This is a genomic window from Nitrospiraceae bacterium, assembly GCA_035623075.1.
Classification (GTDB): Bacteria; Nitrospirota; Nitrospiria; order Nitrospirales; family Nitrospiraceae; genus DASPUC01.
Window position 1 is genome coordinate 32634 of sequence record DASPUC010000003.1, and the last position, 12332, is coordinate 44965.

At 56.2% G+C, this 12332-nt stretch carries 15 protein-coding genes; 14 read left to right on the forward strand and 1 reads right to left on the reverse strand.

What is annotated here, in order from left to right:
* Window positions 1–318, reverse strand: a complete 318-nt coding sequence (locus tag VEI50_00285; protein ID HXX73548.1) for a hypothetical protein — start codon at window positions 316–318, stop codon at window positions 1–3.
* 150 nt (window positions 319–468) lie between these two features.
* Between VEI50_00285 and VEI50_00290 the strand changes: the two genes are divergently transcribed.
* The 14 genes from VEI50_00290 (at window position 469) to rpmF (ending at window position 12282) form a co-directional block, all read left to right on the forward strand.
* Complete coding sequence (locus VEI50_00290; protein HXX73549.1) at window positions 469–1005, forward strand: CDP-alcohol phosphatidyltransferase family protein; 537 nt, start codon at window positions 469–471, stop codon at window positions 1003–1005.
* Window positions 1006–1164: 159 nt separating this feature from the next.
* Window positions 1165–2388: a type II secretion system F family protein gene (locus VEI50_00295; GenBank protein ID HXX73550.1), complete on the forward strand. Its 1224-nt coding sequence runs from the start codon at window positions 1165–1167 to the stop codon at window positions 2386–2388.
* A gap of 162 nt (window positions 2389–2550) precedes the next feature.
* A complete protein-coding gene (locus VEI50_00300; protein HXX73551.1) occupies window positions 2551–4248 on the forward strand; it encodes an ATP-binding protein in 1698 nt (565 codons plus the stop codon).
* Complete coding sequence (locus tag VEI50_00305; protein HXX73552.1) at window positions 4233–5615, forward strand: sigma-54 dependent transcriptional regulator; 1383 nt, start codon at window positions 4233–4235, stop codon at window positions 5613–5615. The genes VEI50_00300 and VEI50_00305 overlap by 16 nt, the downstream gene beginning before the upstream one ends.
* The gene (gene ispE, locus VEI50_00310) at window positions 5608–6516 is read left to right on the forward strand and encodes a 4-(cytidine 5'-diphospho)-2-C-methyl-D-erythritol kinase (protein HXX73553.1); all 909 of its coding nucleotides are present in this window, start codon (window positions 5608–5610) and stop codon (window positions 6514–6516) included. Before VEI50_00305 ends, ispE begins: the two co-directional genes overlap by 8 nt.
* A 203-nt stretch (window positions 6517–6719) precedes the next feature.
* Entirely contained in the window at window positions 6720–7661 is a 942-nt protein-coding gene (locus tag VEI50_00315; protein ID HXX73554.1) for a ribose-phosphate pyrophosphokinase, read from the forward strand.
* Window positions 7662–7710: 49 nt separating this feature from the next.
* Window positions 7711–8508 (forward strand): 50S ribosomal protein L25, encoded by a 798-nt coding sequence (locus VEI50_00320; GenBank protein ID HXX73555.1) that lies wholly within the window; start codon window positions 7711–7713, stop codon window positions 8506–8508.
* 2 nt (window positions 8509–8510) lie between these two features.
* Window positions 8511–9092, forward strand: coding sequence for an aminoacyl-tRNA hydrolase (pth, locus tag VEI50_00325; protein HXX73556.1), 582 nt, complete (start codon window positions 8511–8513; stop codon window positions 9090–9092).
* A gap of 3 nt (window positions 9093–9095) precedes the next feature.
* Window positions 9096–10247 carry a redox-regulated ATPase YchF gene (gene ychF, locus VEI50_00330; protein ID HXX73557.1) on the forward strand — a complete coding sequence of 384 codons (1152 nt, stop codon included), beginning with the start codon at window positions 9096–9098 and terminating at the stop codon, window positions 10245–10247.
* Between the two features lie 165 nt (window positions 10248–10412).
* Entirely contained in the window at window positions 10413–10760 is a 348-nt protein-coding gene (rpsF, locus tag VEI50_00335; protein HXX73558.1) for a 30S ribosomal protein S6, read from the forward strand.
* The gene (locus VEI50_00340; GenBank protein ID HXX73559.1) at window positions 10747–11142 is read left to right on the forward strand and encodes a single-stranded DNA-binding protein; all 396 of its coding nucleotides are present in this window, start codon (window positions 10747–10749) and stop codon (window positions 11140–11142) included. Before rpsF ends, VEI50_00340 begins: the two co-directional genes overlap by 14 nt.
* A 15-nt stretch (window positions 11143–11157) precedes the next feature.
* Complete coding sequence (gene rpsR / locus VEI50_00345; protein HXX73560.1) at window positions 11158–11430, forward strand: 30S ribosomal protein S18; 273 nt, start codon at window positions 11158–11160, stop codon at window positions 11428–11430.
* A 14-nt stretch (window positions 11431–11444) separates the two neighbouring features.
* On the forward strand, window positions 11445–12065 hold the full coding sequence (locus VEI50_00350; protein ID HXX73561.1) for a DUF177 domain-containing protein: 621 nt from the start codon (window positions 11445–11447) through the stop codon (window positions 12063–12065).
* Between the two features lie 31 nt (window positions 12066–12096).
* Window positions 12097–12282, forward strand: coding sequence for a 50S ribosomal protein L32 (gene rpmF, locus VEI50_00355; protein HXX73562.1), 186 nt, complete (start codon window positions 12097–12099; stop codon window positions 12280–12282).
* Window positions 12283–12332 lie beyond the last annotated feature (50 nt).

The following is a 12332-nucleotide window of genomic DNA, read 5'->3' on the forward strand; positions in this document are numbered from 1 at the left end:
TTACGAGCGGTCCTGATACTCGAGCCAAGATTCTTTTTCGGCGAGGTACTTGGTGCCTTTGAAGTTGGTACGGGTCCTCATTCGGCTGAACCCTAATCCCTGCAGCTTCTCTACCAGTTCCTTTACGGCCGCGCCAATCGTCGGGTGGGTACGCCCTTCGACGGTCAGAGCTTCATACATCACTTTGGCTGAATAGCCGGACGGCGTCCGATTGACCAGGATAGCACGATTAAAATAGCGCTCACTCGGATCGACTCCTTCGAGTTGGTGTTTTTCAACGAGACCTTCTTTTTTCAGCATGAGCGGAAGCGAACTCATCACGACCTCCTACGACATCAGACCATTGAGTTCAGTTGGCCCGATTATAGGAGTGTGTCCGGTTGGAGTGCAACACGTTGACAAGGTTCCAACCCCCTCTCTATCATCCACCTCGCTTCGGGGAATGTGGCCGACTTGCGTCGGACGAGCATGAATATTCCTAACAGCTTGACCATCCTCCGCATTCTCCTGATCCCTGTCTATATCGGGTTGTTGGTGTATGAGCAGTATGACCTGGCACTCGTTGTCCTCCTTCTTGCCGGAGTGACAGACGCGCTCGACGGCACCATTGCGCGGGTGACAAATCAACGGACGCGGTTGGGTTCGTTCTTGGATCCCCTTGCCGACAAGTTGTTGTTGACGTCTGGATTTCTCGCGCTGTCCGCGACTCATCTTATTCCGTTGTGGGTCACCATTGTTGTCGTGAGTCGGGATCTGATGCTGTTATTGGGCACGGCTGTGGCTCAGTTTACCGAGACACCCGTCGATATTACGCCGACCTTTTTAGGCAAAGGGACGACCTTCCTTCAGTTGACGTACGTGCTTCTCGTCATTTTTTTGAGCTCTCGACGGATCGATCTGTCCCTCATCGACCCTCTCCTGGCCGGGATGGTCGCATTCACGCTCCTCTCCGGGCTGCATTACCTCTATCGCGGATATCGGCATTCCAATACACAAAGCGCGTAGCTCTTCTTCGTTGAGCCGACGACCGGAATGACGATGGTGCGCGCAGATTGTGCATTTGTTTGACAGGTTTTGAGGTCACCAGTAGACTCGCTCAAGAGGTATTCCGCGCGGATTCACACAGGCCGGCGGCCCGGCCGTATCGAAAGACGAGAGTCTCCTATGGGTACATTTGCATACGTCGGGAGAAATCGGTCAGGTGCCGTCAAGAAAGGGGAATTGTCGGCCAAGACCCGCGATGAGGCGGTCGATCAGCTACGTAGACAAAATGTGGTCGTCACCAGCCTGGAACAAAAAACAGGAAAGGCCGGCGGTTTCAACGTCAATTCCCTTCTCGGTTCAGGATTGACTGATAAAGATCTAGTCGTGTTCACCCGGCAGTTCGGCACGATGATCAATGCGGGATTGCCGTTGGTGCAATGCTTGGAAATCCTATCGACACAATCTGAAAACAAATTGCTGCGCGAGACCGTCGGCGAGGTCAAAACTCAAGTTGAGGCCGGCTCGACCTTTTCAGATGCGCTTCGCAAATTTCCCAAAGTCTTTGATGATCTTTATGTCAACATGGTGCACGCCGGAGAAGTTGGCGGGCTGCTTGACACGATTTTGACGCGGCTGGCCAAGCACATTGAAAAAGCGATGAAGCTGAAGGGTCAGATCAAATCCGCCATGGTCTATCCGTCCGCCATCATCGGAGTTGCGGTCACGGTAATTTCTGTCCTCATGATCTGGGTCATCCCGATTTTCGCAAAAATGTTCAATGAGCTATCTGGCGGGAAAGTGGGACTGCCGGGCCCGACGCAACTTGTCATCGACGTCAGTAATATTTTCCAGTCGTATTGGTATGTGATGATTGGCGTCATTGTTGCGACCGTTTTCGCCATCAAAAAGTATCGCGCGACGCCCCAGGGCCGGATGAATATCGACAGACTGCTGCTCAAAATTCCCGTCGTCGGGGATTTAATTCGAAAAGCTTCGGTAGCCAAATTGACCCGCACGCTCGGCACGTTGATTTCCAGTGGCGTCCCGTTATTGGAAGGCCTCTTGATCTGCGCCAAAACCTCCGGCAACAAAGTGATTGAGGAGGTTCTGATCAATGCCCGTGTGAGTATCAGCGGTGGGAAAACCATCGCCGAGCCGTTGGCGAAAAGCGAAGTATTCCCCAAGATGGTGACGCACATGATCGCGGTGGGTGAGTCCACTGGCGCGCTCGATGCAATGTTAGGAAAGATCGCTGACTTCTATGAAGATGAAGTCGATCAAGCCGTGGCGTCTCTGACATCGTTGCTTGAACCGGTCATGATGGTCGTGTTGGGCGTTGTGATCGGCTTTATCGTCATTGCCATGTATCTCCCGATTTTCCAGATGGCGAACGCGATCGGCTAATACAGAGACGGTCAGGCTTCCCGCCAAGAAAGCCCGAGACGTGTCGCTTTTCGATCCAGGTACCTGCTCGTCAGTGAGGAAAGGCAGGTGCCGCTACCCTGCCAAAAGAAGTTCGTTTCAACTCCCGGTGAATTCGACGGTTGGTAGCAAGAGTCAGGTGCGATGAAAGACTTGCGCAATCGATTGCATTGGTTGATGGCCCTGCGAGTGGCCGTCGTCACCTTATTGTTGGGGTTCTCTCTTGCCTTCCAAGCATCGAACGGTGAGCGAGTCGAAACGTTCTACACTCTCATCATTGCCACCTACGCCCTTACAATCCCTTCCGCATTGTTACTTCGATCGGTTTCAACTCCGTTCGCGCTCACCACGTTCTTTTGGGCCCAGGTAGGAATCGATTTCGCACTCGAGACGTTGTTGGTAGCCAAGACGGGTGGGGTCGAAAGCCCGTTTGCCGTGCTGTATGTCATCACGGTAGCGGTCGCGAGTCTCGTTCCGCGTCGTCGCGTCGGAGTCCTCACGGCCTGTTCGTGCATGATCCTGTTTGGAATTGTGACGAACGTCCAACTCTATGGTCTACTTGAGCCTTGGGGGTGGCTTCCGAAAAGTCGCCTGACCGGTCCGGAAACCCTTCAAACCTTCGGAGCCTATGGGTTGGCCTTCCTCGTGGTGGGCTTCCTGAGCGGTGCGTTGGCCGACCAGTTGCAGCAAGCGGATCAATCATTGCGTGAGAAGGAGCAGGGACTCACCCGGCTCCAGGCCTTTCATGAGAATATCGTCCAAAGTATCAGTAGCGGCGTCTTTACAACGGATGCGTCTGGAGGCATCACGTCGTTCAACCCGGCCGCGCTGGAAGCGACGGGCTATATGCTGAGCCAGGTGTTGGGACGGCCGTGGCGGGAGATCTTCAATTGGCATCCCAACCAGCAATCCGACGAACGGCTTGCGGTGACACTTCCGACGATGGTCCGCTTCGACGTGGAATGCAAACGAGCTGATGGCAATCGGCTGATTCTCGGCATGACGCTCGCCCCCCTTCACGAGCAGGGACACCAGACGGGTTTGGTAGGGGTGTTCAAGGATCTCACGCAGATTCGAGAACTCGAAGAGGAAATGCGTCGAAAAGAATGGCTGGCCAGTCTGGGTGAAATGTCCGCCGGGATGGCCCACGAGATTCGAAACCCCTTAGGGGCTTTGGCGGGCGCGATGCAGATGCTCCGCCAGGACGCGACCGGGGACGAGACGAACCGCCGGTTGATGGATATCGCGATCCGAGAAGCGACGAGACTCGACACCATTATCACGGAGTTTCTGCAATACGCCCGCCCACCGGCCCTCAATCTGGTCGAGTGCAATCTTCACAAAATTCTTGCCGAGACTCTGGATCTCGTTCAACATGAAGCTCGGACACGTTCTCACATCAAGATCAGCACCTCGCTGACGACTGAACCTCTGACCGCGAAGGTCGATCAGGATCAGTTGAAGCAGGTGTTCTGGAACCTGTCCATGAATGCGTTTGATGCCATGCCGGAGGGTGGGCAATTGACGATTTCGACTGGGTCCCGCCTGATTGATATGGGAGGGAAAAGGTGCGAGGTAATCGAGATCGCCTTTCACGATACAGGAGACGGCATCCCCAAACAACTTCTGGATAAAATTTTCCTTCCGTTCTTTACGACCAAGAAGCAAGGGTCGGGGTTGGGTCTCGCGGCTGTGCATCGGATTGTCGATTTGCATGGAGGCTGGATTAAGGTGGAGAGTCAGGAACAGCAAGGGTCTCGATTTGTCGTCTGTCTTCCGCGCTCCGGTGGCGAAGGCATGCGGCTGTGGCATGAGGGTAGGACGCCGTGGAAAAAATCTTAGTCGTCGATGATGAGAAAAGCCTGCGGGAAGTCTTGAGCATTATGCTCAAGCGAGCCGGATATACCGTCACGGAGGCTTGTGACGGCGATGAAGCGATCGGTCACGTCAACAAAGAGATCTACGATTTAGTCATCACCGACCTCCGCATGCCGAAGGCGGACGGAATGGATGTCCTCAAAGCGGTCAAGTCCTCGTCACCCGATACCGTTGTGTTGGTCATTACGGCCTTCGCCACGTCCGATTCAGCGGTCGAGGCGATGAAACAAGGCGCGTACGATTACCTGACGAAACCGTTTCAAGTCGACGAAGTGCAATTGATCATCCGCAATGCGCTGGAAAAGCGGCGGCTCTCCACGGAGAACATGCTGCTGAAGCGCGAAATGGCGAGTCAGTCCTCATTCGCAAAAATCGTCGGTCAGAGCGAGGCCATGCAGAAGGTGTTTGACGTAGTCAAGAAGGTTGCAGACGCCAGGAGCAATATCCTCATCTGCGGGGAAAGCGGGACTGGCAAGGAATTGGTCGCGCGCGCGATTCACTACAACAGCGCCCGGAGTGCGATGCCGTTTGTGGCGGTGAACTGCAGCGCCGTCCCGGAAACGTTGTTGGAAAGCGAACTCTTCGGCCATGTGAAAGGCTCCTTCACCGGCGCCATTTCCAATAAGGCCGGTCTCTTTGAAGTGGCCAACGGCGGGACTATCTTTCTGGACGAGATCGGGGACACGACGCCGACGATCCAAGTGAAGTTATTGCGAGTCATCCAGGAACGGGAGTTCCGCCGAGTCGGCGGTAACCAAGATATGAAGGTAGACGTCCGTGTGATCGCAGCGACCAATCGCGATTTGGAGAAAGCGGTGGCAGAGGGAGCGTTTCGCGAAGACTTGTACTATCGACTGGACGTCATCCCGATCCGACTCCCGCCTCTTCGCCTCCGGACCGGCGACATCCCGCTCCTGGTCACTCATTTCCTGGAGAAATTTTCGCAAGACAGCGGTAAGCCGGCCCCAATATTGACGCCGGAGGCCTTGCACGTCCTCTTGGAGCACGAATGGCGAGGCAATGTGCGCGAATTGGAGAACCTCATCGAGCGCGTCGTGGCCTTCTCGTCTGGGGCCCCCGTCACCGATGCAGATGTGCGCGGCTGGCTCCATCGGTCTGTGACACCACAACAGCCCGGGATGCCGACGGATTTGCCGGACGACGGCTTGGATCTTGAGGCGCTGATCAACGGCATCGAAAAGGATCTGTTGCTGAAGGCGCTAGAGCGTGCGAAGTGGGTCAAGAAGAAGGCGGCCCAACTGTTAAGGCTGAACACGCGGTCGTTTCGCTATCGGTTAGAGAAGTATGCTATTAAAGGAGGTCGTGACTAAGGTACCGTTAGCATCCTCCGAACTCATCGTTCTTGCTCCTGCAAAAGTCAATCTCATCCTTCGTATTCTCGACCGCCGTTCCGATGGCTACCATAACCTCTGGTCGGTTATGCAGACCGTGACGCTGCAGGACGAAGTGCGTATCCGACTTCGTCCCGGTCATGAGGGTATACAGCTTCAGTGTGACGTCCCGGAGCTGGCGGTCGACCGTACCAACCTGGTCCATCGCGCGGCATCCGCGGTGCTGGCGCGCGCAGGGCACTCAATCGGAGTCGAAATCGACTTGCGGAAACGCATTCCCATGGGAGCCGGCCTCGGCGGAGGGAGCAGTGATGCCGCGGCGACCATTGTCGGACTGAACCAGTTGCTGCAACTGAACTGGTCTCTGACACAGATGGCAGAAGTCGGGCAGTCGTTAGGGAGCGATGTGCCGTTCTTTCTGTACGGCCCCACCGCGATTGTATCGGGTCGAGGGGAAACGGTTCAGCCTGTGGCCATAGAAGGCTTCAGATGGGCAGTTCTCGTCAATCCGGGGTTCGGCGTCGAAACGAAATGGGCCTATAGCGAACTGGCCTCGACGAGGAAAGGAGTTCGTCCCTTGTCACGTCTCCACCAGGAGATCGATCACCAGCGGCGCATAAGATGGAGTGATCTCTGCGCCGCAGCCGAAAACGATTTTGAAGCTCCGGTGTTCGCCGCTCATGCGGGACTCCGCGAAATCAAGCAGGCTCTCTTGGACCGAGGGGCGGACATCGCGCTTCTTTCAGGAAGTGGTGCGACAGTATTCGGTCTGTTTCCTGATGAGACCCGAGCGCGTGGGGCAGAGGCCCATTGCTTACGTGACAACAGGTTGAACGTCTTTGTTGTGTCAACCTGTTCCGGGCCCGTGGTGTGTCACTGAATGAACAGACACATTCCTGCTTCATCCGTTGACAACCTCCTGTCGTTTCCGGTACATTTCTCACTTCGGTTGGCTTCCTCAACAGCGCGCAGCGAAAGCGGTAGGCGGGTTCGAGATCACGCCCCCCGACGCCCGCCGTCGAGACGAACCACGAACGAAATCAGAACCTTAGCACCTGTGTCCGAGAACCGTCCGAGGGGTCGATGAACAGAGAATTGAAAATCTTCTCTGGCAACGCAAACTTGGCGCTCGCCCAAGAAATTTGCGCCTATCTGGGGCAGAAACTTGGCGAAGCCACGGTGTCATCGTTTAGCGATGGAGAAATCCGAGTCAAGATCGAGGAAAACGTCCGTGGGGCCGATGTCTTTGTCGTGCAGTCCTGCTGTCAACCGGTCAATGACTCGCTCATGGAATTGCTCATTATCATCGATGCGCTGAAACGCTCGTCGGCGAATCGTATTACCGCAGTGATACCGTACTTTGGCTATGCGAGGCAGGACAGAAAAGATCAACCCCGTGTACCCATTTCTGCAAAGCTGGTGGCGGATCTCATCAGCACAGCCGGCACCGACCGTGTGTTGACGATGGATCTCCATGCCGGACAGATTCAGGGATTTTTCAACGTGCCCGTGGACCATCTCTACGCGCTCCCGGTGTTGCTGGATTACATTACGAAAAAGAAGTTCAACGACCTGGTCGTGGTCTCGCCGGATGCCGGTGGCGTGGAACGGGCCAGGGCCTTCGCCAAGCGGCTCCAAGCGAACTTGGCGATCATCGACAAACGGCGCGAGGGGCCGAACCAGACACAGATTATGAACATTATCGGCGACGTCGAAGGCAAGAGCGTGTTGTTGCTTGATGACATGATCGATACGGCCGGGACCATCGTTCAGGGGGCGCAAGCCTGCGCCGATAAGGGCGCGCGGGAAGTGTGGACGGCTTGTACCCACGCGGTCCTCACCGGGCCGTCCTTGGAGCGAATACAGAAATCCTGCTTGAAGCAGGTGATCGTCACCAATACCATCCCCTTGCGGGGTAAGGAACAGACTTGTCCGAAGCTGCATCAATTATCGGTAGCCCCACTGTTGGGCGAGGCCATCCGGCGCATTCATGAGGATGAGTCGGTCAGTTCCTTGTTTGCCTGATCGGGAGCCACACAGATAACGACCACCGAGAGAGGGACGGAGGAGTATCATGAAATTCGATTTAGCGGTGACGGTTCGAGAGAAAAGCGGTAAGGGGGCGGCGCGCCAACTCCGGCGCGAGGGGCAAGTCCCTGGCGTACTCTACGGTCAAGGGGAGTGTCTCCTGGTTACGATCAATCCAGACGCGTTGGCTAAGATTCTCAATTCGCATGCGGGAAGCACGGCGTTGCTTTCACTCACGATTACCGGAGCGAAAGCTAAGCCCAAGCGAACGGCCTTGCTCCGCGACTTTCAAGTCGACCCGGTCGAGGGTCACGTACTCCACGCGGACTTCTTCGAAATTTCCATGGACAAGCCGATTCGCGTGAAGGTGCCTCTGCATGTGATCGGTGGCATGCCAGAGGGTGTGAAAGAAGGCGGCATCCTTCACCATAATATGCGCGAGTTGCACATCGAATGTTTGCCGTCAGCGCTACCCGATTTCATTGAAGTGGATGCTTCAGCGCTTAAGATCGGCCAGGGAATCCACTTGAAAGAGATGACGAAGAAGGACGGCCTGCGTTATCTGGACGATCCCGACCAGATGGTCGTGAGCGTGGCGGCGCCGATGTCTGATGCGAAGCTCGAAGCGCTCTTGACCAGTCAAGCTGTGGGACCGGAAGGAGCGAAGGAACCGGAAGTCGCCCTCAAAGGGAAGGCGGTGGCTGAAGCAGCGGAAGGGGCTGCAGCAGCAGCGCCTGGAGCGGCCGCCCCAGCTGGTGCCGAAGCCAAGCCAGGCGAGAAAAAGGAACCGGCCGCGGCGGCAGCACCAAAAGCTGAGAAGAAGGAACCCGAGAAGAAGAAGTAACGTTGCGCCTGATTGTTGGTTTGGGCAACCCCGGCAGCGCCTACGCCAAAACCCGCCACAATGTCGGCACGCGGGTCGTCGAACGAGCGGCCGCTCGGTGGTCGATCCGTCTCACCACACGCGGTACAGCCCAGCGCGGGTCCGGGCGGTTGGGGTCCGAGTTGCTCGAACTTGCCGGTACCCTCGACTGGATGAATGTCACAGGTCCTCCGCTGAAAGGGCTCCTGCGCGAGCTCAAGCTAACCATCGACGATCTCGTCCTCATTCACGACGATCTGGATCTGGAACCAGGTCGGCTGCGGATCAAGCAAACCGGTGGTGACGGCGGCCACAACGGAATCAAATCGGTTATCGAAACGCTGGATACACAGCAGTTCGTGCGGCTGAAGATCGGCATCGGGAGGCCCGCACCACATCAGAATCCGGCCGACTATGTGCTGGAACCGTTCACAAACGACGAGGTTGAAGTTCTCAACCCCTGTCTCGATCGTGCGGTCGACGCGCTGGAATATTTGGTGCATCGAGGAGTGGCGGCGGCAATGAGCGAGTTTAACGTGCGGGAGAAGGAGAAGAGTGACGAGTGACAGGTGACCGGTGACGAGCAGGCGAAACTCGTCACGCATCACGTTTCACACATCACGATAGATATGGGACTGTGTTGCGGCATGATCGGATTGCCGAACGTCGGGAAGACGACGGTGTTCAATGCGCTGGTCGGCGCTGGTGCGGTCGTCGCCAATTATCCCTTCTCGACCGTGGAGACGAACGTCGGTATCGCGACGGTCCCGGACCCGCGGGTCGACAAGCTTGTCGAGATCTTCAAATCGAAGAAGAAGACGCCGAGTACGCTGGAGGTGCGGGACATCGCGGGATTGGTTGAGGGAGCCAGCACCGGCGAAGGATTGGGCAATCAGTTTCTGGGACAAATTAGAGAAGTGGATGCGCTGATGCACGTCGTCCGTTGTTTCCAAGGCGGTGACGTGGTCCACGTCAGTGGCAGTGTCAATCCGATTCGCGACATCGGCACCATCGAAACGGAACTCTTGCTTGCCGACTTGGAAACGCTGGATCGTCGCAAACAGCGTGTGGAGAAAAAAGTGAGGGCCGGCGATAAGAAAGCCGGCTTTGAGATGACGTTTCTCCAACGGTTGACGGAATTGCTGAACAAGGGTGAGTGGTTGGGGAACTTGCATTACACGCCCGAGGAGCGGGTGATTTTGGACGAGTGCCAATTACTCGCGGCCAAGCCGGTCCTGTTCGTCGCGAACATCTCGGATGGGGCTAACGCCGACGAGGCGATGGTCAAGACGGTGCGTGACTTCGCCGAGAAGCGCAGTGCGCGGGTCGTGACGATCTGCGGCCAGATCGAGGCCGAGCTTTCGGCGTTGCCGGAAGAGGACCGGGGCGCCTTTCTGAAAGACATGGGACTCACGGAATCGGGTCTTGTGCGCCTCACGCGCGAAGCCTATGCGTTGCTCAATCTGATTACGTTCTTCACCGCCGGCGAAACTGAGTCACGCGCCTGGCCGTTACGGAAAGGACTCACGGCTCCCCAGGCAGCGGGCAAAATCCACTCCGACATGGAGCGAGGCTTCATTCGGGCCGAGGTGTATCACTACGATGATCTTGTAGCCTGCGGATCGGAGGCGAAGGTGAAGGAGAAGGGGTTGTTTCGGCTCGAAGGAAGAGAATACGTGATCAAAGAAGGGGATGTGGTCTATTTCCGGTTTAATGTATAGCAGTCGCCAACCACCACATAGCGAGAGAGTAAGAATACGGGATCTCCAGTCTGTGTTGACAGTTTTGTAAGGCCCGTGGTACCGTCCACCGTTCGTTGCGCCGCAGAGGCGCCCTACACCTCGCTCTCAACGCGTTTGAGGGCCTTTGTCCAGGAGGATTGCTTCATGGAGCTCTACGAGTCTCTATTCATTATTCGTCCATCCGTCTCCGATGAGGAGACGAACACGCTCATCGAGAAGATGAAGGGCGTTGCCGACAAAACCGGCGCGCAGTTCATCAAAGCCGAAAATTGGGGTCGGAAGAAGCTTGCCTATGAAGTCCGTCGGGAGCGGAAGGGCACGTACGTTTACTTTTACTTCAAGGCGCCCAACAATACCGTGGGTGAACTGGAGCGTGCGTATCGCTTGGAAGACAACATCATCAAATTTCTGACCGTGCATCTCGAGAAAGAGTTGGTGCCGCGTCGGCCGATGGAAGCCCCGTCAGAGGAGTTCGCTGGTGGCAGGATTTAACAAAGTCATCCTCATGGGGAATCTGACGCGCAATCCGGAATTGCGCTATACCCCGAGCGGCACGCCGGTAGCGAGCTTTGGCTTAGCCACCAGCCGTCGATTCAAGCAAGGCGAGGAGTTGAAAGAAGAAGTCTGCTTCGTCGACATCGTCGTGTTCGGGAAGCAGGCCGAACATTGCGGGCAATATTTGAGCAAGGGGAACGGCGCGATCATCGAAGGCCGGTTGCAGCAGCGTCGCTGGGAAACAGAAGACGGTCAAAAGCGGAGTAAGCACGAAGTTGTCGCGCAGACGGTCACGTTTATGCCGAAGCGCGGCGAGACCAGCGGTGGTGAGCCACCGATGCCGGAGGATGTAGGCTTTGAATCTGAAGAACATGTCTAATTGAGGAGAGTCGTCATGGATCGTGATCGTGGGGGAGATGGTAGCGGACGAGAAGGCGGTGGGGGAGGCGGACGATTTTTTCAACGCCGTCGGCCGTGCCGTTTTTGTCTCGATAAGGGGTCGATTGATTTCAAAGACGTCGGATTGCTGCGGAACTTTCTCACGGAGCGCGGGCGGATTGTTCCCCGGCGCATTTCCGGAAATTGCCTGGGCCATCAGCGCGAATTGACGGTGGCCATCAAACGGGCGCGTCACATCGCCCTGATCAGCTTTGCGGAAGAACGATAAGGGATATGTTCGGGATGGAAATGCTCATAGGTGATGCGATGGACCTCCTCACACCGAAAATCGCTGACATTGCTGCGGCGGGGCTCTCGTTGTCCGGTGAGGTGACTGCCGAAGAGCTGGGATTGAGTGAAGCCGAGGCCGTCATTAAGGCTCCGCTTGCGGTGACGATGGATCTGGCCAAAGCCGATGGGCTCATCACGGTTACAGGAGTGGTGGAAGGCACGATCGTTCGGCAGTGTGTGCGATGCTTAAGAGAGTATGACGATCCGCTCGCATTTTCCATTCGAGCGGCCTACGCGCCTGAGGTCAAAGCCGCCCAGCGGCGTCCCAAGCAGGTGGCTGTGAGAAAATCGCAATTAGTTCCCGTCGAGTCGGGAGAGGATTCAGAAGAGGAATTGGACGATCAATATCATTATCAGGGTGATCATGTTGAATTGGCGCCGATGGTGCGGGAGCACGTGATCCTGGCAGCGCCGATGCAGCCGTTGTGCACAGAGGACTGTGCGGGACTTTGTGCCTCATGTGGAAAAGATTTGAACGAGGGCCCCTGTCTCTGTGCAGGCGATCCACCGGCATCAACATTCCGAGTGATCCGGAGCACGAAACAACAGACCGGTGATCACGGCGCCGCTTAACCAACCGTGGTAGCCGTCCTAAGGAGCAGCCATGCCAAATCCGAAGCATAAACACTCACGAGCCAGACGCGATAAGCGACGAACGGCCAAGTTGCGCATGACACCGCCCGGTATGTCGGTATGCCCCCAATGCCACGAATTGAAACTGCCACATTATGCCTGCTTCAATTGCGGGACCTACAAGGGCAAGGCGGTTATCCAGGTCGAAGAAACATGAAGAGGATGGTAAAGAGGACCTTATTGAGCCACCCCGTCCATGGGGAGTAA

Excerpts from the sequence above, each read along its gene's own strand:
- VEI50_00350 (HXX73561.1), top strand. The coding sequence starts at position 11,445 with ATGGAAATGCTCATAGGTGATGCGATGGACCTCCTCACACCGAAAATC.
- rpsR (HXX73560.1), top strand. The coding sequence starts at position 11,158 with ATGGATCGTGATCGTGGGGGAGATGGTAGCGGACGAGAAGGCGGTGGG.
- rpsF (HXX73558.1), top strand. The coding sequence starts at position 10,413 with ATGGAGCTCTACGAGTCTCTATTCATTATTCGTCCATCCGTCTCCGAT.
- VEI50_00290 (HXX73549.1), top strand. The coding sequence starts at position 469 with ATGAATATTCCTAACAGCTTGACCATCCTCCGCATTCTCCTGATCCCT.
- VEI50_00295 (HXX73550.1), top strand. The coding sequence starts at position 1,165 with ATGGGTACATTTGCATACGTCGGGAGAAATCGGTCAGGTGCCGTCAAG.
- VEI50_00320 (HXX73555.1), top strand. The coding sequence starts at position 7,711 with ATGAAATTCGATTTAGCGGTGACGGTTCGAGAGAAAAGCGGTAAGGGG.
- VEI50_00315 (HXX73554.1), top strand. The coding sequence starts at position 6,720 with ATGAACAGAGAATTGAAAATCTTCTCTGGCAACGCAAACTTGGCGCTC.
- VEI50_00285 (HXX73548.1), bottom strand. The coding sequence starts at position 318 with ATGAGTTCGCTTCCGCTCATGCTGAAAAAAGAAGGTCTCGTTGAAAAA.
- VEI50_00300 (HXX73551.1), top strand. The coding sequence starts at position 2,551 with ATGAAAGACTTGCGCAATCGATTGCATTGGTTGATGGCCCTGCGAGTG.
- rpmF (HXX73562.1), top strand. The coding sequence starts at position 12,097 with ATGCCAAATCCGAAGCATAAACACTCACGAGCCAGACGCGATAAGCGA.